The following is a 26,952-nucleotide window of genomic DNA, read 5'->3' on the forward strand; positions in this document are numbered from 1 at the left end:
CCGGTTACGCTCTGTGCTGGTTCGCTCGTTGGACTGGACCCGCCGGTCTCGGTCACATCGACGGATCGCGCCGTCCACTCCTGGTGACCTCGCGTGCAACCGCGAGCGAAACGACGGAGCGGCCACATGGCGTCCGAAGGTCACGAGCACGAGGGCAGCCACATCGAGATCCGCGAGCGCGAAGGGAAGCCGGAGCTCCGGATCGACGGCAGGCGCGTCGCTCACGGACGGTTGCCGAACGGGATGTACTTCCTGGACGACTACGCCTTCGACTGGACGGACGACCTGATGGAGCTCGCGCGGCGGTACGTCAGCCACCGGCGCCGGGCGCAGCAGATCCGGGCCAGGTCCTCCGCGTCGAAGGAAGGTGCGTCATGAGGTGCCGCAAGAACTACCGCGACCTGGACGCCGCCGAGCGCGACCGCCTGGTCCAGGCGCTCCACCACGCGAAGGCGGCAGGCGTCGTCGACCAGTTCGCCAGCGAGCACGAGGCCCACTTCAGCCACGGGATTCACACGAGCTCGCACTTCCTGCCGTGGCATCGCGAGTTCATCCGGCGCTTCGAGGACGCGCTGCGCACGTATCACCCCCAGGTGACGCTCCCCTATTGGAACTCCGTCGTCGACCGCAGCCCGTCGGACTCGCTGTGGGACGGTCCGTTCCTCGGCCAGTTCGACTCGGCGTGGAACCTCGATCGGGCGCTGGGATCCGACACGCTGCCCACCGAGGGTCAGCTGAACACGGCGCTAGGCCGCGGGACGTACGACACGTTCTGGCCCGACCTCGAGGTCAACCTCCACAATGCGCCGCACCGGTGGGTCGCGGGGAAGATGGCGCAGCGCGACTCACCCCACGACCCGGTGTTCTACCTCCACCACTGCTGGATCGACCTGCTCTGGGCGCAGTGGCAGCTAGGCCATCCCACCGCGCCGTTCGTCTCGAGCGGAGCCGGGGCGGGGCTCACGGATCCGCTGATGGGGTACACCACCACGCCCGCGGACGTGCTGGACCATCGGACGATCAACGTCTATCGCTACCCCCCGGGCTTCGTGCAGGACACGCCGCGCGTCACGCTCGACACGCCCGTCGTCAACTTCATCGAGGTGCCCGCCGGCGAGACGCGGATGGGCGCTGCCGTGTTCTCCCTCGACGCGTGCGAGACGCTGCACTTCACCGTCGTGAACGGACCCGTCGTGACGGCCGGGCCGCCGGGGACGTTCGGGCTTCCTGGGTCGCCCGGGCCGGCGGACCCGCACGTCGACGAGAAGGGACGGGTCTGGTTCACGTACACGGCGACCGCTGCCGGCGACGTCTCGGAGGGCGCCGCGACGATCAGGTGCGACGAGACCGGCGATCAGTTCGCCGTCGCGCTGAGGGCCAACACGATCGCTCGACCGACGGCGGCGATGGTGATGGTGCTCGATCGATCGAACAGCATGACGTTCGACTCGGGGGTCGGCGCAGGCGTGACGCGGGCGGACGTCCTGAGGTTCTCTGCGCCCACGGCGGTCGTCGTTCTCGAGGACACGAACGCAATGGCGGTGTGCAGCTTCGATCACGACGCGCATCCGGGCATCCCGATGACCGAGGCCGCCGGAGCCGGGAAGCTGACCATCAGCGCGGCCATCCAGAGCTACGCGCCGAATCCGAACGGGTGGACCTCGATCGGAGAAGGGGTCGCGCTCGCGCACGGCATCGTCGCCCCCGTGACCGACCACGAGGTCAAGGCGCTGGTCGTCCTGACCGACGGCGAGGAGAACCACGGTCCGCACGCTCGACGCTACATCCACGACGTGGAGGACCTGATCGCGTCGCTCAACGGGCGCGTGTATGCGATCGGCCTCGGCCGCGCCGAGATCCTCAACCCCGTCGCGCTCCAGGCGCTGTGCAGCGGAAACCGCGGCTACCTGCTCATGACGGGCGACCTCACGCCCGACGCGACCTACCGGGTGGCGAAGTACTACCAGCAGATCTTCGCCGGCGTGACGAACCACGACATCGTGCTCGATCCTCAGGGATACGTCGGTCCCGGCCCCGAGGTGCGCATCCCCTTCTGGCTGGCCGACACGGACATCTCGGCGAAGGCGTTCCTCCTGGCGCCCGCGCCCCACGCGATCCGGTTCCGGCTGGAGACGCCCGACGGCGACATCATCGATCCCGCGGTCGCGAGCGCCCACCCGACGCTCGCGTTCGAGGCGGGGCACCAGGTGGCGCTGTATCGCCTCGGGCTCCCGGTGCCGCTCGGCGGGAAGAGCGCGCATGCGGGCCGGTGGTACGCACGGCTCGGCGTCGAGAACGCGGGCTACAAGCGGTATCTCTCGTCGCTCGAGGATCGGTCGGCAGGGCGCGCGACCGCCGCGGCGCACGGCATCCTGTACAACTTCAACGTGCACGCGTACTCCAACCTGAGGATGCGCGCCACGCTGTCCCAGACGAGCAACGTGCCCGGCGCGAGCCTCGGCGTGCGCGCGGTCCTGACCGAGTACGGCCTGCCCGTGGCCGGGCGCGCCCACTGTCGCGCGGAGCTCACGCGCCCAGACGGCGCGGCGTCGACGCTGCCGATGCCCGAGGTGCAGCCGGGCGCGTTCGAGACATCGTTCACGGCCCATGCTCACGGGATCTACCCGCTTCGGATCCTCGCCGAGGGGAGGACCCTGCGCGGGCTGCCCTTCACGCGCGAGCAGCTCCTGACGGGCGCCGTGTGGCGCGGCGGAGACGACGCGCCGACCGTGAAGGACGATCCAGACCGCGACCGTGACCGGGTGTGCAGCCTCGTCGCGTGCGTCCTCCGCAGCCGCGGCGTGCTCGGGGTGCTGAGCCAACAGGGGATCGATCCGGAGGAGCTCCGCCGCTGCCTCGCCGAGTATTGCCGGAAGCCCTCGCCGGGCGAGCCGTCCCACCTCGCCTCGTCGGACGTGGAAGGCAGGCTCCGCGTGATCCTGCGCGACGAGAACACGCTGCGCGCAGTGATGGAGATGATCAGGCCTGCGCTGGAGTGAGCCGGCGGCGCGACGCTACCTGGTGAGCGGGTGGAGGTGGTCCACCGGCCCGCGCCCCTTGCCGACGGTGTACGAGCGGCGCAGCGCCTCGACCAGGTAGGCCTTCGCGCCGCGGACCGCGTCGAGCAGCGCGTCCCCGAGCGCGAGCCGGGCGCACAGGGCGGCGGAGAGCGTGCAGCCGGTGCCGTGCACGTTGGCGGTGTCGATGCGCGGGCCGGGGATCTCCTCCAGCCGGGATCCGTCGAAGAAGACGTCCTCCGCGCCCGGCACGCTCTCGCCGCCCTTCACCAGCACCGCGCGCGCGCCCAGCCGGTGGAGGTCGCGGGCCGCCTCGCGCATCGCCGCGAGCCCGCGCACCGGCCGGCCCAGGAGCGCCTCGGCCTCGTGCAGGTTGGGCGTGACGATGGCGGCGAGCGGGAAGAGCCGCTCCACGTAGGCGCGCTCCGCGGCCGCGTCGAGCAGCCGGTCGCCGCTCTTCGCGACCATCACCGGGTCCACCACCAGCGGCCCGAGCGGCAGCCGCGCCGCCGCGTCCGCCACCGCGCCGACGATGGCCGCGTTCGCGAGCATGCCGGTCTTGGTGGCCGCGACCGGCATGTCCGTCGCGACCGCCTCGAGCTGCGCGACCACCATGGCCGGCTCGAGCGCCACCCAGGCGGTCACCGCCACCGAGTTCTGCGCGGTCACGGCGGTGATGGCGGAGGTGCCGTGGAGCCGGTGGGCGGCGAAGGTGCGGAGGTCGGCCTGGATGCCGGCGCCGCCGCCGGAGTCCGAGCCCGCGATGGTGAGGGCGACCTTCATGGTGGGCGCACCATAGCCCAGGATCGCCCCGGCGCGCGGCCGGCGCGCCCGCGCGCGGGGGGGCCGAACGAGGGGCCGGCGCAGGAGCGGAACGGCCCCGACGAGCAGTCGCGCCGCGCCGGGGCGCGCCTACCATGGTCGGACCCATGTCCCGCCGCCTGCTCTGCCTCCACGGGCACTTCTACCAGCCGCCGCGCGAGAACCCCTGGATCGAGGCCATCGAGGTGCAGGACTCGGCCGACCCGTTCCACGACTGGAACGAGCGGATCGCGGTGGAGTGCTACGCGCCGAACGGCGCCGCGCGCCTGAAGGACGGGCGCGGGCGGATCCTCGACATCGTCGACAGCTACCTCCACCTCTCGTTCAACTTCGGCCCCACGCTGCTCGCCTGGCTGGAGCGCCACCGGCCCGACGCCTACGCGCGCGTCCTCGACGCCGACGCGCGCAGCCTGGAGCTGCGCGGCCACGGCAACGCGCTCGCACAGGGCTACAACCACGCCATCCTGCCGCTCGCCTCGCCCCGCGACCGGCTCACGCAGATCCGCTGGGGCCTGGCCGACTTCCGGCGCCGGTTCCACCGCGAGCCGGAGGGCTTCTGGCTGCCCGAGACCGCCGCCGACGCGGCGACGCTGGAGGCGCTGGCGGGCGAGGGCCTCCGGTACACCATCCTCTCGCCGTACCAGGCGGTGCGGATCCGGGCGCCCGGCGGCGAGTGGGTCGACGCCACCGGCGCGCGCTTCGACCCGACGCGGCCGTACCGCGTGCGCGCCGGCGCCCGCGAGCTCACCGTGTTCTTCTACGACGGCCACATCGCGCGCGACCTGGCGTTCGGGGACGCGCTCGGCTCCGCCGCGGCGCTCCTCGACCGGCTGCAGGCCGGGTTCGACCCGGGGCGCGAGCACGACGAGCTGCTCACGGTGGCGGTGGACGGCGAGACGCTCGGCCACCACAAGAAGGGCGCCGACGAGGTGCTGGCCGGGGCGCTGCGCGAGCTGGCGCGTCGGCCGGGCGTGGAGCTGGTGAACCTGGGCCAGGCGCTGGACTGGATCCCGGTGGAGTGGGAGGCGGAGATCGCCGAGGGATCGTCCTGGAGCTGCGCGCACGGGGTGGAGCGCTGGCGCTCGGACTGCGGGTGCAGCGCGGGCGGCGCGGAGGGCTGGACGCAGGCCTGGCGCGCGCCGCTGCGGAACGCGCTGGACGGGCTGCGCGGGCAGCTCGACGCCGTCTACGAGCGCGAGGCGGCGGGGCTGCTGCCGGACCCGTGGCGGACGCGCGACCGCTACGCCGAGGTGCTGGTGGACCCGGAGCGCCGGGACGCCCCGGACTTCGTTCGGCGCGAGGCGGGGCGGGCGCTCTCGGCGGAGGAGTCGGTCCGCGCGCTCCAGCTGCTGGAGATGCAGCGGCAGGGGCAGCTCATGTTCACGAGCTGCGGCTGGTTCTTCTCCGAGCTGTCGGGGATCGAGACGGTGCAGGTGCTCCGGTACGCGGCGCGCGCGGTGCAGCTCGCCCGCGAGGTCGCCGGCGTGGACCTGCAGCCCGGGCTGGAGCGCGCGCTCGCGGCCGCGCCCTCGAACGACCCGGCGCTGGCGAACGGGCGCGAGGTGTTCCGGCGGCTGGTGGAGCCGAGCGTGGTGTCGCTGGAGGGCGTGGGCGCCCACCTCGCGATCGCCGCGTCGGTGCGGCCGGTGCCGGACGCGGGCTGGGTGTTCTGCTACGCGTACCGGGTCGAGGGGCGGCGGGCCGCGGCGGCCGGCCCGGTCGCGGTGGCGCTGTGCCGGCTGCAGCTCGAGAGCGCGCTCACCCGCGAGACCCTCGACGCCGTCGCCTGCGTGCTCCACTTCGGCGCGGCCGACTTCCGCTGCGGGCTGGCGCCGTACCGCGGGCCGGAGCAGCTCGCCGAGCTGGAGGAGGCGCTGCTGGCCCGGTCGCCGGCGCAGTCGCTGGCGCAGCTGCTGCGTTCGGTGGACCGCTTCTTCCCCGGGCGCGACTACGGCCTGCGCGACCTGTTCCTGGACGAGCGCCGCCGCGTGGCGGGCACGCTGCTGGAAGGGACGCTGCGCCGGTACGAGGACGGCTACCGCGAGATCTTCGAGGACAACCGGCGCCTGATGGAGTTCCTGCGCGAGATCGACTCGCCGGTCCCCGGGCCGCTGCGGGTCACCGCCGACGTGACGCTGACCGCCCGCGTGCTCCGCGTCACCGGCGCGGCGCGGAGGGGGGAGGTGGACCTCGCCGCCGCCGAGGTGGAGCTGGGGGCCACCGTGGAGCTCGCCCGCCGGCTGGGGGCGCACCTGCACATCGACGCCGTCCGGCGCGACGTGGAGCAGCTCGTGGAGGACCGGGTGGCGGCGCTGGTGGCGGGGCAGGCGCCGGCGGCGCGGGCGGCGGAGCTCGCCGGGATCCTGAGCCTGGCCGAGCGGCTGGGCCTGCGGCTCGACCTGTGGAACGCGCAGAACCGGGTCTGGGCCTGGGCCGGCTCGGCCATGGTCACCCTGGACCGGGAGGCGACCGCGGAGCTGGCCCGGAGGCTCTGGTTCGACGAGGCGATGCTGCTGGCGCGCGCCGGGTTCGCGACGCCCGCCTGACCCCGGAAGCATCTCCCCCCGACCCAGAGTCGTCCGCGGAACCGCGTTCCGGCGCGGGGGCGCGTCAAGGCTGCCCGGCGCAAGTGCTCGCAGCGCCGGCGGTTTCACCGCCAGACGGCGGCCGATCGCGTCATCGCCTGCGTCAGGATGACTCTGGGTCGGGGCTCAGGGGTCGGGGGTCAGCGGCCGAGCATGTCGCGGACGATGGGCTTCAGGCCGGCGAAGAAGAACTCGACGGCGATCACCATCACGATGAGGCCCATGATCCGGACCAGCACCTTGTTCCCGCTGGGGCCGAGGAAGGCGAGCAGGGGCTTCGCGGAGACCAGCATCGCGTAGGTGAGCACGTGCAGCCCGAGCAGCACCGTGAGCAGCACCGCCTTGCGCGCGAGGTCGTGCGCCTCGCTCATCAGGATGATCACCGTGGTGATGGCGCCCGGCCCGGCGATCACCGGGATCCCGAGCGGCGTGATGGCGATGTCCTCGGCGTAGCCCTCCGCGTCGGGCTCGTCGTGCTTGGTCCGCGACGGGCGCGCCTGGAGCATCTCGTAGCCGACCAGCAGCAGGATGATCCCGCCTACCACCCGCAGGCTGTTGACCGAGATGTTGAAGAACCGGAAGACGAGCTGCCCGCCCAGCGCGAACACGAGCAGCACGCACAGCGCCGTGATCGTCGCCCGCCGGGCGACCCGCCGCGCCTCGGGCCCGGACAGCCCGGACGTCATCGACACGAACGGCGGGAGCACGCCCACCGGGCCCATCATGGTGAACATCGACACGAAGACGAGCAGGCCGAAGTCGAGCAGGGGCTTCATGCGCGCGCGAGTGAAGCACGCCCCGGCCGCGGCCGCCACCGCGCGTCCCGGCCCGGCGCCTCGTCACGGGGGCGGGTACAGCGGCGCCGCCGCCTCCGCCCACAGCCGGCTCATCGCCACCGCCCCCTCCGCGTCGGGGTGGAGCCCGTCGGCGAGCCGGTCCGGGCGGTCGCGGAACCACGCGTACAGGTCCGGCCCGGGCAGCAGCCCCTGCGCTGCCACCACCGCGTCCACCACCGCGTTCTTCTGCGCGACCCAGTCGTACCCGTACCGCGTCTGGAACGGGATCCGGGCGACCACCGGGATGCGCCCGGCGGCCCGGACGCGCTCGACGATGCGCTCGAGGCCGGCGCGGAGCCGCGGGAGATCCCCGTCGTTCGCGCCCAGCACGATCGCGAACACCCTCGCGTCCGGGTTGAGCGCCAGCACCTCGTCGATCCGCTCGGCCACCTCCCAGGTCCGCGCGCGGCAGAAGCCCGCGTCGATCATGGCGGGCTGGTAGCCGGGGTGCGCCCGGGCGATCGCGTCGGCGAAGCTGGGCCGGTGCGCCGCGGCGCGGTCGAACACGCCGGCGCCGATGCTGTCGCCGAGGAACACCCAGACGTCGTCGCCGCCGACGGAGAGGTCGTGGACGTCGATCTCGTCGAGGAACAGGCCCCACTCGTTCACGCGAGGTGACAGGGCCGTGACCACCAGCCGCACCCAGCGCTGGCCGGTGAAGTCGAGCGCGTGGGCGCGGCTGCGCACCGGGTTGCCGCGGGCCTCCACGGCGGTGCGCCAGGTGCCGTCCCGGCCGTCCCGCGAGTCGGCCGAGGTCTCGATGCGGTAGTCCACCGGCGCGCCGTACTGCTGCTCGCGGTAGTCGTGGTTGTGGGACGAGGTCCAGGAGAGGAGCACGCGGCTCGGGCCGCGGCCGATGCGGATCGCCACCCAGGCCGGCGCCGCGGGCGTGGGGAAGCCGCCCGACCAGGCGTCGCCGCGATAGACGCCGTCCACCAGCACCGCGGCGCCGGGGCGGCTGGCGGCGACCTGGGCGCCGCGGGAGAGCAGGCGTGCCGGGCGCAGGGGACGGCCGTGCGGGCTGGGTCCGGCGCGCTCCGCCCGGGCCGCCGCGGCGCGGGCGCGACGCGCCGGGGTGCGCTCCCACGCCACCGCACCGGCCGCCGCCAGCACCGTCGAGATCGCGAGCGCGACCGGCAGGAACGCCGGGCGGCCCGGCGGCCGGGGAGCGGGGTGGGACACGACTGCGCGTTCTAGCGCCGGCCGGGGCGGGTGTCCACGGACGCAGGCCCCGCGGCAAGGCGTACACGCCCGCCGCCCAGGCGCGCCCCTCGCGCCTTGCCCGCCGTCAGGGCCGCACGCTACCCTGATCGGATCGTGGGGGAGGAGCGCTCACCAGCCGAGATCATCGCCGCGTCGCTTGCGACCTGCCTCGGCCCGAACACCGCGCGCACCGCGGTGCGCACGTTCGCGGACCGCGCCCTCGCGCGCCGGCCCGAGGACCTCACGCGCGCCGACGTGCCGGCGCTGCTGGACGCGCTCCGCCCCATGCTGCGCACCCTCCTCGGCCAGGACCCGGCCGACCTCGTGCTGGCCGAGATCCGCGCGCGGCTGGCCGAGCCGCCGGCCCGCGTGCGCCGGGCCTGAGAGCGCCGCCCATTCGCGTGGAGCCCTGCTGCGGCGCACGCTGGCTGCCTGCGCCGGGCAGACTCGTCCCTGCGCTGCTCGACGTGCCTACGGGCACGCCTGCGCTGCTCGGTCCTCGTGTGCCCGGCTCGGCGACGCCATCGCGTGCCTCGCGACGGGCCCCACGCGAACGGGAGGCGCTGTGAGGCCGCGCGAGGGCTCCGCGCCCGACGCCCGACGCGCCGCTTGAACCCGCCGCCCCGCCGCGGCATGAATCGGGTCGCGCATGGCGCCCGTGCTCACGTTCCGTGAAGTGACGCGCACCTTCGCGGGGGCCGGGGGCGTCCCGCTGCCGGTGCTGCGCGGCGTCTCGGCCGAGCTGCCCGCCGGCCGCGCGGTGGCGATCACCGGGCGGAGCGGGTCGGGGAAGTCCACGCTGCTCCACCTCGCCGCCGGCATCGACGCGCCCACCTCCGGCGAGGTGCTGCTGCTCGGACGCTCGCTGGGCGCGCTCCCCGACGCGGAGCGCACCCGGGCCCGGCGCGACCACGTCGGCCTCGTCTTCCAGTTCTTCCACCTGCTGCCGCACCTCTCGGTGGAGGACAACGTGCTCGTGCCGGCGCTGGTGGCCGGCGACCCGCCCGGCGGGGCCGCGGCGCGCGCCCGGGAGCTGCTCGAGCGGGTGGGGCTGGAGGGGCGCGCGCGCGAGGCGGTGCAGAAGCTCTCGGGCGGCGAGATGCAGCGCGTGGCGCTCTGCCGGGCGCTGCTGCGCCGCCCGAAGCTGCTCCTCGCCGACGAGCCGACCGGGAACCTGGACGAGGCCAACGGGCAGACGGTCATGGACCTGCTGCTCGGGCTCGCGCGCGAGGAGGGGAGCGCGGTGCTGTACGTGACGCACAGCCGGGAGCTGGCGGCGCTCGCCGACGCCACCTGGACGCTGCACGCCGGCCGCCTGGAGCAGGGCGGGTGACCGCGCCGTGAGAGGCTACCTGGCGCGCGCCGTGGGGCGGGAGCTCCGGGCCGGCAAGGCGCTGTTCCTGCTCTCGGTGGCGGGCGTGGCGCTCGGCGTGGGCGCGGTCCTCTCGATCCAGATCCTGAACGGCAGCGCGCTGGGCGCGTTCGCCGGCACGGTGCGGGCGGTCTCGGGCGACGCCGACCTGTCGGTGCTGGGCTGGACCGGCGCGCTCGACGAGGCGCTGTTCCCGGAGGTGCTGGCGGTGCCGGGCGTGGCGGCCGCGCGCCCGCTCTGGCGGGCCGACGCGGTGGTGGAGGGGCGGCCCGGCGCGTCGCTGGAGCTCGTCGGCGCCGACCTGCTCGGCGCCGCGCGCGGCCCGACGGCGCTGCCGCAGGGCGCGCTCGAGGGCGCGCTGGGCACGCCGGGCTGGGTGGCGGTGACGCCGGCCTGGGCGGACGAGATGGGCTGGCGCGTGGGCGACCGGATCGACGTGTCGCTCGGCTCGCGGCGCGCGCGGCTGGTGCTGGGGGCGCGGGTGGACTTCCAGGCGGCGGCGCCGCTGGCGAGCCGCCGGCTGGCGCTGATGGACATCGGGCAGGCGCAGGGGCTGCTCGGCGCGCCCGGTCGCATCCACCAGATCGACGTCCGGGCCGCGCCGGGCGTGGCGCCGGCGACGCTGGCGGAGCGGCTCTCGGCGGTGCTGGGCGAGCGCGCGCGCGTGGCCACGCCCGAGCAGCGCACCGTGGAGGCCGGGGGGCTGCTCTCGGCCTTCCGCCTGAACCTCACCGCGCTGTCGCTGGTCTCGGTGCTGGTGGGCGGGTTCCTGGTCTACGCCTCGGTGCGCGCCTCGCTGGCGCGCCGGCGCGAGGAGCTGGGGCTGCTGCGGGCGGTGGGCGCCACCCGCGCCCAGGTGCTGGGGCTCGTGCTCGGCGAGGCGGCGCTGCTCGGGGCCCTCGGCACGGCCGCGGGCGTCCCGCTCGGCTGGCTCGCGGCGCGGGCCAACGTGGGCGCGGTCTCCGGCACCGTCCGCAACCTCTACCTGCTGGAGGGGATCGACCGCGTGGCGCTGACGCCGGGCCTGGTCGCGCTGGCCGCCGCCACCGGGCTGGCCGGCGCGCTGGCGGGCGCCCTCTGGCCGGCGCTCGACGCGGCCCGGGCCGACCCGCGCGCGCTCCTCGCCTCGATCACGCTGGAGGAGGGCGCCGGGGCGCGCGCCGGTCGCCTGCTGGCGGCGGGGCTCGCCGCCCTCGCGGGCGGGCTGGCCGTGTACGTGCTCGCGGGGCAGCGGGTCGCCGCCGCCGGCTTCGCGCCGGCGGTGGGCATCCTGGTGGCGGTGCCGCTCGCCACGCCGGCGCTGCTCCGCGCGCTGGGGCGCGCCGGCCTCCCGCACCGGCTCGGGATCGCGTACGGGCTCCGCAGCCTGGGCGGCCGGCTCTCGGCCTCGGCGCCCGCGGCGGGCGCGCTGGCGGTGGCGGTCGCCATGCTCGCCGGCGTCACCGTGATGGTGGGGAGCTTCCGCGACACGGTGGAGCGCTGGCTCGACGCCACGCTGCGCGCCGACGTGTACGTGACCACGCCCTCCTGGCGCCGGGCCCGCAGCGAGGCGACGCTCGCGCCCGACGTGCTCGCGACGCTGCGCGCGTATCCGGGGGTCGGGTCGGTGGACGTGCTGCGGCAGCACACCGGCTACACCGCCGACGGCCGCCGCGTGCAGGTGTCCGGGGTGGAGGCCGCGCTCGCCGGCGCCGAGCAGCGCGTGGTGCTGGTGGGCGGCGACGCGGCGGCGGCGATGCGGGCGCTCCGCGTGGACGGCGCGGTGCTGGTGTCGGAGCCGCTCGCGCGCAAGGCTGGCCTGGCGCCCGGGGCCACGCTCGCGCTGCGCGGCCGCGCCGGCCCGGTGCGCTTCCCGGTGGCCGGCGTCTACCGCGACTACGGCGCCGAGGGCGGGGCGGTGCTGATGGACCTCCAGGCGTACGCGCGCGCGTTCGGCCCGGGCGCCCCCTCCAACGCCGCGCTCACGCTCGCCCCCGGCGCCGATCCGGAGCGCGCGGTGGCGGCGCTGCGGGCCGCGCTCCCCGGCGCCGCCCTGCAGATCCGCTCCAACCGCACGCTCCGCGCCGAGGTGCTCGCCATCTTCGAGCAGACGTTCGCGGTGACGCGGCTGCTCGAGGCCATGGGGCTCGTGATCGCCGCCGCGGGGGTGACGCTCTCGCTGCTGGTGCTGGCGCGCGACCGGCGCGCCGAGCTGGCGCTGTACCGGGCGCTGGGCGCGAGCCGCGGCCAGCTGTTCCGGGTGTTCCTGGGGCGCGGCCTGGCGGTGGGCGGGGCGGGGTTGCTGCTCGGGCTGGCCGGCGGCGGCGCGCTCGCGATCGTGCTGGTGCGCGCGGTCAACCCGGCGTTCTTCGGCTGGACGCTCGGGATCTCCGTCCCGCTGCGCGCGCTCGCCCTCGAGGGGCTCGCCATCCTCGCCGCCGCCGCGGCAGCCAGCCTGTACCCGGCGCTCGCGGCGAGCCGCACCCCGGCGCAGGAGCTCTCCCGCGATGCGCTCTAGCCTGCTCGCCCTGGCGCTCGCGGCCTCGCTGGGCACCGACGGGGGCGGCGCCACCGCGGCGCGCGCGACGGAGTCCGCGAGCGCGCCGGAGGGCCGGGGCGGCGGGGCCTGGGCGCCGGCCGACCCGTCGCATCGATGGAGCTTCCCGCGCGACCACCACGCGCATCCGGAGTACCGGAACGAGTGGTGGTACCTCACGGGCACGCTGGAGGACGCGACCGCGCCCGGCCACCGGCTCGGCTATCAGGTGACGTTCTTCCGCGTGGGCCTGGTGCGCGCTCCGCCGGCGCTCGCCTCCGCGTGGACGACCGGCGGCGCGGTCATGGCGCACCTCGCGATCACCGACCCGCGCGCGGGGACGCACCGCTTCTCGGAGGTGCTCTGGCGCGAGGTCCCGATGCTGGGCGGCTTCGGGGCGGCGGGCGAGCCGGTGCTGGCCTGGGCCGTCGCGCCGCCCGGCACCGCGGGCCGCTGGGCGCTCTCGCTCGGCGACGACGGGACGTTCACCCTCTCGGCCCGCGACGACGCGCAGGGGATCGCGCTCGACCTGGTGGCGCGGCCGGAGCGCCCGGTCGTGCTGCAGGGGCCGAACGGCTACAGCCGCAAGGCCGTCGCGCCCGGCCATGCCAGCCTCTACTACTCGTTCACCCGGATGGCGACCTCCGGCACGGTGTCGCTGAGCGGCCGGGCGCGCGCGGTGCGCGGGACGAGCTGGATGGACCGGGAGATGGGCTCGTCCCAGCTCGCGCCCGCGCAGGTCGGCTGGGACTGGTTCGCGCTCCGGCTCGCCGACGGGCGCGACCTGATGCTCTACGCGCTCCGGCGCGCCGACGGCAGCGTGGACTTCCGCCGCGCCACGCTGGTGACGCCGGACGGCGCGGTGCGGTGGCTCGACGCGGACGCCTGGCGCGCCGAGCCGCTCGGGCGCTGGCGCAGCCCGGCGACGGGCGCCGAGTACCCGCTCGGCTGGACCGTCACGATCCCGTCGGCGGGGATCCGCCTCTCGGTTCGACCCGAGCTGGAGGCTGCGGAGAACGTCTCCGCGCGCGTGCCGGGGCTCGCCTACTGGGAGGGGCCGGTGCGACTCACGGGTCCGGACGGCCGCGCCGCGGGCGAGGGATACGTCGAGCTGACGGGCTACGGCGCGCGCGCGCGGCCACCCATCTGACCGCGTCGCTGCGATACACTGCCGGCGCATGACCGATCTCGACAGCGCCATGGTGGACCTCGTGGCGCGCCAGCAGGTGAAGGTCCCGCCCTATCCCGCGGTCGCGTTCCAGATCGACGCGCTGCTGCGCACGCAGGACTATGGCCTCGACGATCTCGCGAGGCTGGTGGCGTCGGACCAGGTGCTCGCGGCCGACGTGCTCCGGTGCGCGAACGCCGCGCTCTACGCCCGCGGCGCGCCGGTGGCCTCCGTGAAGCAGGCGGTGCAACGCATCGGCGCGACGGACGTCGCCCGGCTGGCGCTCGCCTCGGGGCTGGGCGCGCACGTGCTCGCGGCCGGGAGGCTCGCGCCGCTGCGCCGGCGCGTGTGGATGGACGCGCTCGCCTCGGCGCTCCTCTGCCAGGCCCTGGCGCGAGGGCGCGGGCTCTCCCCCGAGATCGCGTTCTCGGCCGGCCTCCTGCACGACTTCGGCAAGGTGGTGGCCATCGCCTGCCTGGAGGACCTGCTGGCGCGCCGCGAGGGCGCGGTGCCGCGGCAGGCCTCGGAGTGGGCCGCGATCGCCGAGCGGTTCCACGTGGAGATGGGCGTGGTGATGGCGGCGCGCTGGGAGCTGCCGCCGGTGCTGGCCGACGTCGTCGCGCAGCACCACGCCGAGCGCATCGGCGCGGCGGCGGACCCGCGGTACGTGGAGACGGTCGCGGCGGTGGACGAGGTGGTGCGCCTGATCGCGGACCGGACCTCGGTCGCCGCCGACGACCTCGCCGAGGCGGCGCTGCTCGACGCGACGGAACGGCCGCTGGTGGCCCGCGCCATCGAGGTGCTGCCCGGCTTCGTGGCGGCGTTCGAGCGGCCCGAGGCGTGGAAGGCCGACGTGGGCGCGAGCCTGATCGCCCCGCCACCGGGTCCGGCCCCGTCCGCGGGGCACCCGCTGCCGTACCTCATGACGCTGCGGCTCGGCGGCACCGAGCACGTGTTCGACATCCGCGCGATGGGCGGGGCCCAGTGCGTGGTCTCCGGGCCGCGCGCGCTGCCCGAGAACGTGCTGCTGGAGATGAAGATCGCGTGCGACCCGGCGCTGCGCGGGTTCGCGACCGTGAAGCTGGCCTGGGCCGAGCACGGCCGGTCGCTCATGCTGGTGCAGCCGTACGGCCTCCCCGCCGAGGCGCTCGCCCGCTGGAAGGCGCTGTTCGAGGGCGCGGCCGCCGCGGCCGCCTGAGCGCGGCCGCCCCGCCGGCGACGCCCGCCCCGCGGGGCGCTCCCGGCGGTGGCGGCGCCCGGGCCTTACAACCCCTGGCATGCTCGACGAGCGGGGCGCGCTCGCGCGGGGCGCGGCGGAGGCCATCCGGGCGGGGTACGAGGCGTACCAGGCCGAGCGCGCGCGCATCACCGCGCGCGCCCGCGGTCGCTTCGAGGCGCGCGACTGGGCGGGCGCGCAGCGCGACGCGCGGGAGCGGCTCGACCTGCGCGACGGCGTGGTGCACCGGACCGTCGGCGAGGTCCGGGCGGAGCTGGGCGGGGCGGTCCAGGACCGCGAGGTGTGGCGCCGCGCCAAGGAGGCGTTCGAGGCGGCGGCCGGGTCCAGGCCGGACTTCGAGGTCGCCGGGTCGTTCTTCAACTCGGTCACGCGGCGCGTGTTCACCACGGTCGGCGTCGACCCGGCCATCGAGTTCCTGGCGGCGGACGCGCCGCCGCCGCGCGAGGATCCCCCGCAGCACCGCACCTTCCCGCGCGAGGCGACCACCGAGGCGCTACTCGCGCGCGTCCTGCGCGCGACCCCGATCTCGGCGTCGTTCGAGGATCTCGCCCGCGACGCGCGCCTCGCCGCCCTGGAGCTGGACGCTCACGTGCGCGGCCTCCCGGATCGCCAGCCGATCGAGGCGGTGGAGCTGGCGCGGCCGGTCTTCTACCGCGGGAAGGGCGCGTACCTGGTCGGACGGATCCGGCGCGGCCGGCACCTGACGCCGCTCGTGCTGGCGCTCGCGCACGGCGAGCGCGGCGTGGCGCTCGACGCGATCCTGTTCACCGAGGAGGACGTGTCGATCGTGTTCGGCTTCACCCGCTCCTACTTCCACGTGGAGCTGGAGCGCCCCCGCGCCATGGTGGCGTTCCTGTCCACGCTGCTGCCGCTGAAGCGGCGCTCGGAGCTCTACACCGGCCTCGGCTACCACAAGCACGGCAAGGCCGAGCTGTACCGCGAGGTGACGCTCCACCTCGCCGACGGCGAGGACCGCTTCGTGCCGGCGCGCGGCGACCGCGGGCTGGTGATGTGCGTGTTCACGCTCCCCGGCCTGGACGTCATCTTCAAGGTCATCCGCGATCGGTTCGCCCCGCCCAAGCAGACCACCCGGCGCGAGGTGATGGACCGGTACCGCCACGTGTTCCGCCACGACCGCGCCGGGCGGCTGGTGGACGCGCAGGAGTACGAGCACCTCGCGTTCCCGGCCGGCCGCTTCGCGCCGGCGCTGCTCGACGAGCTGCGCACCGAGTGCGGCGACGGCGTGCGGGTGGCGGATGGGGAGGTGGCCATCCGGCACCTCTACGCCGAGCGCCGCGTCACGCCGCTCAACCTGTTCGTCCGCGAGGCGGACGAGTGGACGGCGCGCCAGGCGGTGCTCGACTTCGGCTGCGCGCTGCGCGACCTCGCCGCCACCGACACCTTCCCCGGCGACCTGCTCCTCAAGAACTTCGGCGTCACGCGCCACGGCCGCGTCATCTTCTACGACTACGACGAGCTCACCCGGGTGACCGACTGCAACTTCCGCGACCTGCCCGCCGCGGGCGGGGGCGACGACGGATGGGGCGGCGGCCCCGACGCCGGCTACGACGGCGGCGATCCGCCGTTCTACGTCGGGCCCGCGGACGTGTTCCCGGAGGAGCTGCTGCCGTTCCTCGGGCTGACGGGGCGGCTCCGCGAGGTGTTCCTGCGGGCCCACGGGGAGCTGCTCACCGGGCGCTGGTGGCGCGGGATCCAGGCGCGGCTGCGGGCGGGGGAGATCGTGGACATCTTCCCGTACCGCGAGGAGCAGCGGCTCCGCCACGCCCGTCCATGAGCCGATCCGAGACGATTCGACCTTCCCGGGACCTGGCCTCCGCGGCGCGGCGTGCCAGGATGCGCCGCCCTCGCGTGCCCTCCCTGGTGTCCACCGCGGCGCTCGCCGCCCTCCTGCTCGCGCTCCCGGGCCGGGCCGCCGCCTCCGGCGACGCGCCGGTGCGGGTGGCGGGCGCGGCGTTCGCGCCGTGGCAGGACGCGGGCGGCGCGCACCTCAAGCTGCAGGGGGCGGGGCTGTTCCGCTGGGGCTGGTTCGTGAAGGTGTACGCGGCGGCGCATTACCTCGACGCCGCGGCGCCGGGCGCGCCGCCCGAGGCGGACGTGGCGCGCCGGCTCGAGATCGCGTGCCTGGTGAACGTGAGCGCGGCGGAGCTGGCGCGCGCCACGGACCGGCTGATGGAGCGCGCCCACGGGCCGGAGGTGCTGCGGGCGCTCGGCGCGCGCCTGGCGCGGCTCCGCGCGGCGTACGTCGGGCTGAAGCCCGGCGACCGCTACGCGCTCACCTACACGCCCGGCCGCGGCACCGAGCTGTCGCTGAACGGCCGCACGCTGGCGCGGGTGGAGGGGGCGGACTTCGCGCGCGCCTTCTTCTCGATCTGGCTGGGGAGCCGGCCGGTGGACGGCGGGCTGCGCGACGCGCTGCTCGGCGCGGGCGGCGGCGCGACGGTGGCCCGCGCCCGGTCGCGCGGCTGATCCCGGCGCGGGGCGCGGCCCGGCGCCGCACGCGAGCGTTGCACCCACAGCCCGCGGTGTGTCCTACTCGGCGCGCACCTGCGGCACGGCGGACACGGCCCCGCGGTCGGCGCCCGAAACCTCCCGGACGGCGCGGGGGCGGGCGCTGGCCTCCCGCCTGCAATGCCGTCGCCCGGACCGGGAGGACCCAATGCTCCGCACCCCGCTCGCCGCCCTGCTGGCGGCCTTCGCCCTCACCGCCTGCGGCCGCGGCTGCGGCCCCGCGCCGACGCCGGACGGCCTGGCGCTCTCGCCGCTGCCGGAGCCGCCCCCGCTCGCCATCCCCGAGGGCGCGCTGGCCGCGGCCGGCGAGCTGGCGGTGGTGGCGGCGCGGCCGGTGGGGCCGGTGGAGGGCGAGGTCCGGCCCGCCATCACCTTCTCGCGGCCGGTGGTGGCGCTCGGCGCGAGCGACCCGGCCCATGATCCCGCGGCCGCGATCACGATCTCGCCGCCGGTCGAGGGCGAGTGGCGCTGGCTGGGCTCGGCCACGGTGGAGCTCGTGCCGCGCGCGCTCCTCCCGCTCGCGACGCGGTTCACCGTCACCGTCCCGGCCGGCCTGCGCGCGGTGGACGGCGCCGCGCTCGCCGCACCCTACGCGTTCACGTTCGAGACGCCGCGCCCGGCGGTGCAGCGGCTCCTGCCGCGCGAGGGCTACGGCTGGCTGGCGCCGAGCGAGCCGGTGTCGCTCGTGCTCGACCAGCCGGTGCGGGACCTCGCCGCCCATCTCAGGCTGAAGGTCGGCGGCGAGGACGGCTGGCCCTACGCGCTGAAGGAGATCCCGGTCGTCGCCGAGAAGCCCGCCGCCCCCGGGCGTCGCCTGCCGGCGCCGGAGCCGGCCGCGCGCACCGGCCGCGATCGCCGGGTCCGGTACGAGGTCACGCCCCGGCGTCCGTACCCGCTCGACACGCCGGTGGAGCTGCGCATCGAGGGCGCGCTCGCCGGCGCCGAGGGCCCGCTGACGCTGGAGGGCGCGCCGCGCTTCGCGCTCCGGACCTACGGGCCGCTGCGCGTCGCCGCGGTGGAGCCCTGCTGGTGGGGCGGGGAGCGTTGCCCGCGGGGCCCGGTCCGGATCCGCACCACCAACCCGGTGGACCGCGCCACGCTCGCCGCCGCGATCACCATCACGCCTCCGGTGAAGATCGACTGGGACGAGGTGGACGTCACCGGCCCGGACGCCAGCGCCGCGGAGGTGATCCTGCCGGCCGCGTTCGCGCCCGGGACCCGCTACCGGATCGCGATCGGGCCGGCGCTTCGCGACGTGTTCGGCCAGGCCCTGGCGCAGCGGTCCGAGCGGACCTTCGACACCTCCGATCTCGAGCCCGAGCTGGACGCCGGCGAGGAGCTGGCGCTGCTCGAGGCGGGCGGGGACGGGGCGCTGCCGGTCGGCGCCACCAATCTGGCGACGGTGGAGGCGACGCTCGCGCCGCTCGACGTGCCCGCGGTGGCGCGGCTGCTGGCGAGGCCGGATCGCGCCGACCTGGGCGGCGGGCCGGCGGTGTCCCGCACGCTGGACGTGTCGGGGCCGCGCAACACCGGCCGCACCGTGCCGCTCCCGGTGCGCGAGCTGCTGGCGGGCCGCGGCACCACGCTGTTTGCGGTGCGGGTGGTGGCCCCGGAGATCCACGTCGAGCAGCCCTGGCAGCGGTGGCGGCGCGAGCGGCGGATCGTCGGCCAGCTCACCGACCTCGCGGTGCACGCGAAGCTCGGCGCGACCCGCGGCGTGGTGTGGGTGACGCGGCTCTCCGACGGGAAGCCGGTGCCCGGCGCGGAGGTCGCGCTGCACGATCGCGATGGCATCGAGCGCTGGCGCGGACGGGCCGGCGCCGACGGGCTCGCCGAGGTGCCCGGGCTGGCGGAGATCATCCCGCCGGCCGGGAAGGAGCGGCAGTACCCGTGGGCCACGCCGTTCGCGCTGGTCTCGGCGCGGGCCGGCGGCGACCTCGGCGTCACGCTCTCGAGCTGGTCGGGCGGCCTCGATCCGGCGGCGCAGGACGTCCCCACCGACTGGGACGGGACCGAGCCGCGGCCGCTCGGCGGCGTGTTCGCCGACCGCGGCATCTACCGGCCCGGCGAGAAGGTGCACCTGAAGGGCCTCGTCCGCACCCGCGCGCTGGGCCGGATCGGGACGCCCGCCCGCGGGAAGGCGACCGTCACCGTTCTGAGCGCGCGCGGCAAGGAGATCTGGTCCGGCGAGGCGGCGCTGACGCCGTTCGGGACCTGGTCCGCCGAGCTGCCCATCCCGGGCGACGCGCCGCTCGGCGCGTTCGAGGTGCGCGCGCGGGTGGAGGCGGGCGGGGCGGTGCTGCCCTACCACGCCGGGTTCCGCGTGGAGGAGTACCGCGCGCCGCAGTTCCAGGTGGACGTCACCCCGCCGGCCCGCGAGGTGACCGCGGGCGAGCCGCTCCGCGCCGAGGTGCTGGCCCGCTACCTGTTCGGCGGGGCCATGCCGAAGGCGGCGGTGCGCTGGACCGCCACCCGCGAGTCGATCGAGTTCCAGCCGCCCGGCCACCCGGGCTTTGCGTTCGGCCCGCAGACCTGGTGGTGGGACGACGAGGCGCCCCGGCGCACGGCGGACGTGGTCGCCTCCGGCTCGGGCGAGACCGGCGACACCGGCCACCTCGCCATCGACGCCGGCAAGGCCGAGGCCACCGGCGGCCGGACCTTCGCGGTGACGCTCGAGGCCGAGGTCACCGACGTGAACCGGCAGCGGCTCGCCTCCCGCGCCGCGGTCACCGTCCACCCGGCGGCGGTGTACGCCGGCGTGCGGCGCCGGGGCACCGGGTTCGCCGAGGCGGGGAGGCCGGGCGAGCTGGAGGTGATCGCCGCGGCGCCCGACGGCGCGATGCGGGCCGGGATCGCGGTGGAGCTCGTGGTGAAGAAGCGCGAGTGGCGCTGGATCCGCAAGAAGGGCGTGGGCGGCCGCTGGGTGACCGAGAGCGAGGTGGTGGAGGAGCGGGCTGGCGGTTGCGCGCTGCGCACGCGGGACGAGCCGGTGGCGTGCGCGTTCACGCCGCCGGCGCCGGCGCTCTACGTGGCCGAGGCCACGCTGAAGGACGCGCAGGGGCGCGCGCAGGTCACGCGCTTCCCGTTTTACGCGACCGGCCCGGGCTGGGTTTCCTGGCAGCGCGAGGACACCGGCCGCATCGACCTCGTGCCCGACCGCTCGAGCTACCAGCCGGGCGAGGTGGCAAAGGTGCTGGTGAAGAGCCCGTTCCCCCGCGCCGAGGCCATCCTCACGGTGGAGCGCGAGGGCGTGCGCTCCGCGCGGCGGGTGACGCTGGAGGGCAGCGCCACCACGCTGGAGGTGCCCATCACCGAGGAGGACATCCCGAACGTCTTCGTGTCGGTGCTGCTGGTGCGCGGCCGGGTCGCCGCGGCGGAGGCGGGCGGCGAGGCGCCGGGCGGCGCGGGCGCCGATCCGGGCCGCCCCGAGGTGCGCGTGGGCTACGCGAAGCTCGCGGTGGAGCGGCGCGCGAAGCGGCTCCAGGTGGCGCTTCAGCCGGACCGGGCCGAGAAGCGGCCGCGCGAGCCGGTGGAGGTGCAGATCCGCGTCACCGACCACGCCGGGAAGGGCACGCCGGCCGAGGTCACCGTGTGGGCGGTGGACGAGGGCATCCTCAGGCTCACCGGCTACGAGCCGCCGGATCCGGTGGCGCTGGTCCACCCGGAGCGCGGCCTGTCGGTGCGCCTGGGCGAGTCGCTCATCCACCTGGTGGAGCGGCGGCGCTACGGCGAGAAGGGCCGCTCGCCGGGCGGGGGCGGCGGCGGGGAGGGCGCGGGCGCCGGCTTCCGCACGCGCTTCGAGACCACGGTGCTGTTCGCGCCGGAGGTGCGGACCGACGCGGAGGGTCGGGCCACGGTGCGCTTCACCGTGCCCGACAACCTCACCACCTGGCGCATCATGGCGGTGGCGGTGTCGCGCGGCGACCGGATGGGCGCGGGCCGGTCGAAGGTGACCGTGTCGAAGCCGCTCCTGGCGCTCCCGGCGCTGCCGCGGCTGGCGCGGGTCGGCGACCGGTTCGAGGCCGGCGTGGTGGTGCACGCGCCGGGCGCGCCGGCGCAGGAGGTGGAGGTCCGCGCCGAGGCGAGCGGGCTCGTCCTCGACGGCCAGGCGGTGAAGAAGGTGCGGCTCGACGGGGCGCCGCGCGAGGTGCGGTTCGCGTTCCGCGCCGAGGCGCCGGGCCAGGCGGTGCTCCGCTTCGCCGCGCGCGGCGCGGCCGGGCAGGACGGGGTGGAGCAGCGGCTCCCGGTGCGGCTCGCGGTGGAGCAGGAGGCGGTGGCCGTCTCGGGCGACACGCGCGATCGCCGGCGCGAGGCGCTGGCGCCGCCGGCCGGGGCGCGGCCGGACGTGGGCGGCCTGGAGGTGCGGCTCGCCTCCACCGCGCTGGCCGGCTTCTCCGAGGGCATGCGGCAGCTCGTGGAGTACCCGTACGGCTGCCTGGAGCAGCTCTCCTCGAGGCTGGTCCCGTTCATCGCGCTGCGCGAGCTGCAGGGCCGGCTCGGGCTGCGTCACCTGCCCGGCGAGCGCGCGCCGGCGCCGCCGGACTGGGCGCGCGCGTGGCTGGGCGACGAGGTGTTCCGGATCCAGGAGACCGACGATCCGGACGAGGTGGTCCGGCGGACGGTGAAGGCCATCGAGCGGCTGCAGGGGCCGGACGGCGGCTACCGCTACTGGGCGTCCTCGGAGTGCTCGGCGCCGTGGGCGTCGTCGTACGCGGTGCTGGCGCTGGGCCGGGCCGCCGAGCTGGGCTACCCGGTGGATCGCGCGGCGCTCTCGCGCGGGCAGCGGTACCTCGCCGGCACGGTGGCCGCCGGGCGCTGCACGCGTTGCGGCGGCTCCTGCGCCACCCCAGACGATCCCACCCGCGTGTTCGCGCTGTACGCGCTCGCGCGCACCCGCGCCCCGAAGGCGTCCTTCCACGCCGAGCTGGTGGCGCGCCGCGCGAGCCTGCCCCTGTTCTCGCAGGCCATGCTGGCCGACGCGCTGCTCGTCACGGGCAGCCGCGACGAGGGCCGGCGCGTGCTGCAGGAGGTGCTGAACCACGTGAAGGAGTCGCCCACCGGGGCGCACCTCGAGGAGGCCGACCCGCGCACGTACGCGCCGCTCTGGTCGTCCGACACCCGCACCACCGGCATCGTGCTCGGGACGCTCGCGTCGACCCTGCCCGATCACCCGTACGTGCCGAAGATGGCGGCCTGGCTGGCCGGGGTCCGCCGGGCCGACGGGCGCTTCCGCAACACGCAGGAGGCGGCGTTCGCGCTGCTCGCGCTGTCCGAGGTGATGCGCGCCCGCGAGAAGGACGTGCCCGACTTCACCGCCCGGGTCTCGCTCGCCGGCGCCGAGGTGGCCTCGGCGCGCTTCGCCGGCCGGAGCGCCGAGGCGGTGCGCCGCGAGGTCCCCATGGCGCGCCTGCCGCGCGGCGGCGGCGCGCTCGACTTCGCGCGCGACGGGGCCGCGGGCGTCCTCTACTACGGCGCGGTGCTGCGCTGGGCTCCCGCCGAGCTGCCGCGGGAGCCGCTCGAGCGCGGCATCCACGTGCAGCGCTGGATCGAGCCGTATGCCGGGGGCGGCCAGGTGCGCGCGGTCGCGGCCGGCGAGCTGGTGCGGATCCGGGTGCGGCTCGGCACCTCGCAGGAGCGCCACCACGTGGCGGTCTCGGTGCCGGTGCCCGCCGGGCTGGAGATCGTGGACACCTCGCTCGCCACCACCGCCGCCGTGGCGACCGCGCCGGCCGCAGGCCAGGACGAGGGCGAGGACGCCGAGGAGGGCGAGGGCTACGCCTGGGAGTCGGCCGAGGACCTGTCGGAGGAGGAGGCGGGATCGCCGGAGGGCTGGGCGTTCCGCTTCTGGAGCCCGTTCAACCACCAGGAGCGGCGGGACGACCGGCTGGTGCTGTTCGCCGACGCGCTGCCGCCGGGGCTGCACCTGGCGACGTTCGTGGCCCGCGCCACCACCCCCGGGACGTTCCTGCTCGCGCCGGCGCGGGCCGAGGAGATGTACGCGCCGGAGGTGTTCGGCCGCTCCGACGCGGGCACGTTCGAGGTGCGGGCCGGCGGCGGCCGCTAGGGGGCGCGGTGCGCGAGGCGTTCCAGCGGGCCGCGAGGGCCCTCCGTCCCGCCCTCGCGCGGCTCGCGGCCGCGCTCGGCGGCCTGGGCGCGGTCGCCGCGCTCGCGGCGGCGGTGTTCGTCGCCTGGCCGCTGCCGGACGGCCTGCTCGAGCGCCGGCCGGTGGCGGCGGTGCGCTTCACCGACCGTGACGGCGGGCTCCTGCGCGAGGTGGCCTCGCGGGCGGACGGGCGCAGCGTGCCGCTGCCACCGGGCGAGCCGGTGCCGCCGCGGGTCCGCGCCGCGTTCCTCGCCGCGGAGGACGCGCGCTTCGACCGCCACCCCGGCGTGGACCCGCTGGCGGTGGCCCGCGCCGGCTGGCAGCTCGTCCGGTACCGGCGGGTGGTGTCGGGCGCGTCCACCCTCACCATGCAGCTCGCCCGCGCGCTCGTCCCGCACCCGCGCACCGCGGGCGGCAAGGCGCTCGAGGCGCTGTGGGCGCTGCGGCTCGAGGCGCACCTCGGCAAGGACGAGCTCCTCCGCGCGTACCTCGACCGCGTCCCGCTCGGCGGCGACCTGCACGGCGTGGAGGCGGCGGCCGGGCTGTACTTCGGCCGTCCGGCGCGGACGCTCTCCGCGGCGCAGGCGGCGCTGCTCGCCGGGCTGGCGCGCGCACCCACCGCGCTCGATCCGCTCCGGCGGCCCGAGGCCTCGCGCGACCGCGCCCTGGCGGTGCTCGGTCGGATGGAGGCGCTCGGCCTCGTCCGCGCCGAGGAGGCGCGGCTGGCCCGGGAGGCGCCGCTCGACCTCGCCGCGGCCGAGCGGAGCTTCGAGGCGCCGCACCTGGTGGACGCGCTCTCGGCCCGGCTGGGCGCGCTGGGGCTCGACGCCGCCGCCGAGGTGGAGACCACGCTGGACCGCGGCCTGCAGCGCGACGTGGAGGACCTCGTCCGCGCCGAGCTGGCCGGCGATCCGCGCCTCGGCAACGCCGCCGTCGTCGTGGTGGACAACGCGAGCGGCGAGGTGCTCGCGTACGTCGGCTCGGCGGACTTCCTCGACGCGGCCGGGCTCGGCCAGAACGACGGCGTGCGGGCACGCCGCCAGCCGGGCTCGGCGCTGAAGCCGTTCGCCTACGGCCTGGCGCTCGCCCGCGGCTGGACCGCGGCGTCGGTCCTGTCCGACGTGGAGGTCCGGCTCGCCACCCCGACCGGCGACTGGGTCCCGCGCAACTACGACCGGCGGGCGCACGGCCCGGTGCCGCTCCGGGCCGCGCTGCAGAACAGCTACAACGTGCCCGCGGTGCGGCTGGCCGAGGCGCTCGGGCCGGAGCGGGTGCTGCGCACGCTCGGGGCGGCCGGGTTCGAGTCGCTGTCCGGCGGCGCCGACCGCTACGGCGCCGGGGTGGTGCTGGGGAACGGCGACGCGACCCTGCGCGAGCTGGCGCGCGCGTACCGCGGGCTCGCCCGCGGCGGCGTGCTGGAGCCGCTCCGCGAGGTGCGGGCTGGGCGCGACGCGGCCGGGCGGCCGCTGGCGGTGGCGCGCGAGCTCGCGCCGCGGCGCTTCCTGCCGGCGGGCGCGGTGGCGCTGCTCACCGACGTCCTCTCCGACGAGGCGGCACGTGCACCCGCCTTCGGCGTGCACAACGCGCTCCGGCTCCCGTTCCCGGTGGCGGCGAAGACCGGGACCTCGCGCGCGTACGTGGACAACTGGACGGCGGGCTACACCGCCGAGCGGACCGTGGCGGTGTGGGTGGGGAGCTTCGACGGGCGCCCGATGCAGGGCGTCTCCGGGATCACCGGGGCCGGGCCCATCTTCGCCCGGGTGATGGTGCGCGCCATGCGCGGCATCGAGCCCGCGCCGCTGGTGGACCGCGGCCGCTTCATCCACGCCCGCGTGTGCCCGCTCACCGGCCTGCGCGCAGGCCCTGGCTGCCCGGGCGCGCTCGACGAGGTCTTCCTGCCCGGCACGGCGCCCTCGGCGACCTGCGGTGCGCACGCGCGCGGCCCGGGCGGGCCGGTGGCGCTCGCGCCGGAGCTGCTGGGCTGGGCGCGGGCCGAAGGGATCGCGGCCGTGGCCGACGGGCGCGCTCCGGGAGCCACTGGCGCCGGCGGGGCGCGGGTGCTCCTCCCCGCCGAGGGCGACGAGTACCTGGTCGAGGCGGGCTATCCGGCGGGCGCGCAGGGCATCCCGCTGCGGCTGGCGCTGCCGCCGGGCACGGTGCGGGCGGAGGTGCGGGTCGGGGACGAGCGGCTCGCGCTCGGGCCGCCGTTCGCGGGGCGGCTCGAGGCCCGGCCCGGGCGCCACCGGCTGGAGGTGTGGCTCCCCGGCGGTGCCGCGCCGGCCGCGGTCAGCACCTTCACGGTGCGGGGCGCGCAGTGACGGCGCGGAGGGTGGCCGTCGCGGGGATGCTCCTGCTGGTGGGCCCGGGCTCCGCTTCGCACGCCGCGCCGTCGGTCGCGGCTCCGGCGGCGGCGTCCTCCGCCGCGGCGGCGGGGCCGTCCATCGAGGTCGAGCTGCTCGCCCGCCTCGCGCCGCGGCGCATCGAGCTGGAGGGCGGCGGGCGGCGGCGCTCGGTCGCGGCCGCCGGCGACGGGCTCCGGGTGGACGGGGAGCCGGCGGGCGCGGTGCTCTCGCTCCCGGTCCGCACCTGGCGCATCGTCCCCGGCGCCGCCGCCGGCCCGGCGGCCCGGCCGCGCACCTACCGCGCCGCGCTCCGGATCCGCGCCGAGCGCGGGGTGCTGCGGGTGCGCGCCACGCTGGCGCTCGAGGACTACGTGGCCGGCGTGGTCGCGTCGGAGGCGCTGCCGGGCACGCCGCGCGAGGCGCTCCGCGCGCTGGCGGTGGTGGCCCGGTCGTACGCGCTCGCCGCGCCGCCGCGCCACCCGGAGGGCGCCCGCTGCGATCTCGCCCATTGCCAGCTCCTCCGCGGCGGCGGGGCGGACCGCGCGCACGAGGCGGCCGCGCGGGCGGCGGCGCGCGCCACCGCAGGCGAGGTGCTCCGGCTGCCGGGCGGCGCCGTGGCGGCGGCGCCGTTCCACGCGGCCTGCGGCGGCCACACCGCCGATCCGCGCCAGGCGTTCGGCGGTGAGGGGACGGGCGCCGCGGCGGTGGCCGACCCGGGCTGCCCGCCGGCGCGCTGGCGCGCGGCGCTCGACCCGGCCGCGCTGGCGGCGGCGGTGCGCGCCGCGCTCGCGGCCTCGGATCCGGCCGGCGCCGCGGCGGTGCCGGCGCGGCTCGGCGCGCCGGACCTCGCGGTGCGCGCCGGCGCGGGCGGGTGGGTGACGCAGGTGGCGGGCGCCGGCGGCGGCTGGGCGCTCGGCGGCGATGCGTTCGCGCGGGCCGCCGACGCGTCCGCGGGGCGCGGGGTGGTGCGGAGCTCGCGCTTCCGGCTCGGCGGCGGCGCCGGGCCTCCGGTGCTGGAGGGCGCCGGGCATGGCCACGGGGTGGGGCTCTGCCAGGCCGGCGCGGCGCGCCGCGCGCGCGGCGGGGAGGGGTACCGCGGGATCCTGCGCGCGTACTTCCCGGCCGCCACGGTGGAACGGCTACCGGACGGGCCGCCCACCGAAAGATCCGCCGATGTGGGCGCACGCCGCGCCCTACCGCCGGGCGGCGTGCGTCGCTAGGCT

At 77.0% G+C, this 26,952-nt stretch carries 16 protein-coding genes; 13 read left to right on the forward strand and 3 right to left on the reverse strand.

Going from position 1 to position 26,952, the window contains the following annotated elements:
- Window positions 1-126: 126 nt before the first annotated feature.
- Both A2CP1_RS09605 and A2CP1_RS09610 read left to right on the forward strand, forming a co-directional pair.
- Window positions 127-378: a hypothetical protein gene (locus A2CP1_RS09605; RefSeq protein WP_012633170.1), complete on the forward strand. Its 252-nt coding sequence runs from the start codon at window positions 127-129 to the stop codon at window positions 376-378.
- Window positions 375-2,999 carry a tyrosinase family protein gene (locus tag A2CP1_RS09610; RefSeq protein WP_012633171.1) on the forward strand — a complete coding sequence of 875 codons (2,625 nt, stop codon included), beginning with the start codon at window positions 375-377 and terminating at the stop codon, window positions 2,997-2,999. The genes A2CP1_RS09605 and A2CP1_RS09610 overlap by 4 nt, the downstream gene beginning before the upstream one ends.
- 15 nt (window positions 3,000-3,014) lie before the next feature.
- Here the strand turns inward: A2CP1_RS09610 and thiD are convergent, their stop codons facing one another.
- Window positions 3,015-3,800: a bifunctional hydroxymethylpyrimidine kinase/phosphomethylpyrimidine kinase gene (gene thiD / locus A2CP1_RS09615; protein WP_012633172.1), complete on the reverse strand. Its 786-nt coding sequence runs from the start codon at window positions 3,798-3,800 to the stop codon at window positions 3,015-3,017.
- A 146-nt stretch (window positions 3,801-3,946) separates the two neighbouring features.
- On the opposite strand from thiD, the gene A2CP1_RS09620 reads away from it, so the two are divergent.
- On the forward strand, window positions 3,947-6,385 hold the full coding sequence (locus tag A2CP1_RS09620) for a DUF3536 domain-containing protein (RefSeq protein WP_012633173.1): 2,439 nt from the start codon (window positions 3,947-3,949) through the stop codon (window positions 6,383-6,385).
- Window positions 6,386-6,564: 179 nt separating this feature from the next.
- On the opposite strand, the gene A2CP1_RS09625 is transcribed toward A2CP1_RS09620, so the two are convergent.
- Window positions 6,565-7,200 carry a MarC family protein gene (locus A2CP1_RS09625; RefSeq protein WP_012633174.1) on the reverse strand — a complete coding sequence of 212 codons (636 nt, stop codon included), beginning with the start codon at window positions 7,198-7,200 and terminating at the stop codon, window positions 6,565-6,567.
- Window positions 7,201-7,263: 63 nt separating this feature from the next.
- Window positions 7,264-8,442, reverse strand: coding sequence for a GDSL-type esterase/lipase family protein (locus A2CP1_RS09630; protein ID WP_012633175.1), 1,179 nt, complete (start codon window positions 8,440-8,442; stop codon window positions 7,264-7,266).
- A gap of 135 nt (window positions 8,443-8,577) precedes the next feature.
- Here A2CP1_RS09630 and A2CP1_RS09635 point away from each other — a divergent pair, with 135 nt between their 5' ends.
- The 10 genes from A2CP1_RS09635 to A2CP1_RS09680 all read left to right on the forward strand — a co-directional run bounded on the left by A2CP1_RS09635 (window position 8,578) and on the right by A2CP1_RS09680 (window position 26,949).
- Window positions 8,578-8,847 (forward strand): hypothetical protein, encoded by a 270-nt coding sequence (locus A2CP1_RS09635; RefSeq protein ID WP_012525879.1) that lies wholly within the window; start codon window positions 8,578-8,580, stop codon window positions 8,845-8,847.
- Between the two features lie 265 nt (window positions 8,848-9,112).
- A complete protein-coding gene (locus A2CP1_RS09640) occupies window positions 9,113-9,796 on the forward strand; it encodes an ABC transporter ATP-binding protein (RefSeq protein WP_012633176.1) in 684 nt (227 codons plus the stop codon).
- A gap of 7 nt (window positions 9,797-9,803) precedes the next feature.
- Window positions 9,804-12,332, forward strand: coding sequence for an FtsX-like permease family protein (locus tag A2CP1_RS09645; RefSeq protein WP_012633177.1), 2,529 nt, complete (start codon window positions 9,804-9,806; stop codon window positions 12,330-12,332).
- The gene (locus tag A2CP1_RS09650; protein WP_012633178.1) at window positions 12,322-13,500 is read left to right on the forward strand and encodes a lipocalin-like domain-containing protein; all 1,179 of its coding nucleotides are present in this window, start codon (window positions 12,322-12,324) and stop codon (window positions 13,498-13,500) included. Before A2CP1_RS09645 ends, A2CP1_RS09650 begins: the two co-directional genes overlap by 11 nt.
- 28 nt (window positions 13,501-13,528) lie before the next feature.
- Window positions 13,529-14,716: an HDOD domain-containing protein gene (locus tag A2CP1_RS09655; protein WP_012633179.1), complete on the forward strand. Its 1,188-nt coding sequence runs from the start codon at window positions 13,529-13,531 to the stop codon at window positions 14,714-14,716.
- Between the two features lie 79 nt (window positions 14,717-14,795).
- Window positions 14,796-16,550, forward strand: a complete 1,755-nt coding sequence (gene aceK, locus A2CP1_RS09660; protein WP_012633180.1) for a bifunctional isocitrate dehydrogenase kinase/phosphatase — start codon at window positions 14,796-14,798, stop codon at window positions 16,548-16,550.
- 74 nt (window positions 16,551-16,624) lie between these two features.
- Window positions 16,625-17,242, forward strand: a complete 618-nt coding sequence (locus A2CP1_RS09665) for a chalcone isomerase family protein (RefSeq protein ID WP_245530027.1) — start codon at window positions 16,625-16,627, stop codon at window positions 17,240-17,242.
- Between the two features lie 190 nt (window positions 17,243-17,432).
- Entirely contained in the window at window positions 17,433-23,348 is a 5,916-nt protein-coding gene (locus A2CP1_RS09670) for an Ig-like domain-containing alpha-2-macroglobulin family protein (protein WP_012633182.1), read from the forward strand.
- Between the two features lie 8 nt (window positions 23,349-23,356).
- Window positions 23,357-25,705 (forward strand): penicillin-binding protein 1C, encoded by a 2,349-nt coding sequence (gene pbpC, locus A2CP1_RS09675; RefSeq protein ID WP_012633183.1) that lies wholly within the window; start codon window positions 23,357-23,359, stop codon window positions 25,703-25,705.
- 26 nt (window positions 25,706-25,731) lie between these two features.
- Window positions 25,732-26,949 carry a SpoIID/LytB domain-containing protein gene (locus A2CP1_RS09680; RefSeq protein ID WP_012633184.1) on the forward strand — a complete coding sequence of 406 codons (1,218 nt, stop codon included), beginning with the start codon at window positions 25,732-25,734 and terminating at the stop codon, window positions 26,947-26,949.
- Window positions 26,950-26,952 lie beyond the last annotated feature (3 nt).

This window comes from Anaeromyxobacter dehalogenans 2CP-1 (assembly GCF_000022145.1).
Lineage (GTDB): Bacteria > Myxococcota > Myxococcia > Myxococcales > Anaeromyxobacteraceae > Anaeromyxobacter > Anaeromyxobacter dehalogenans.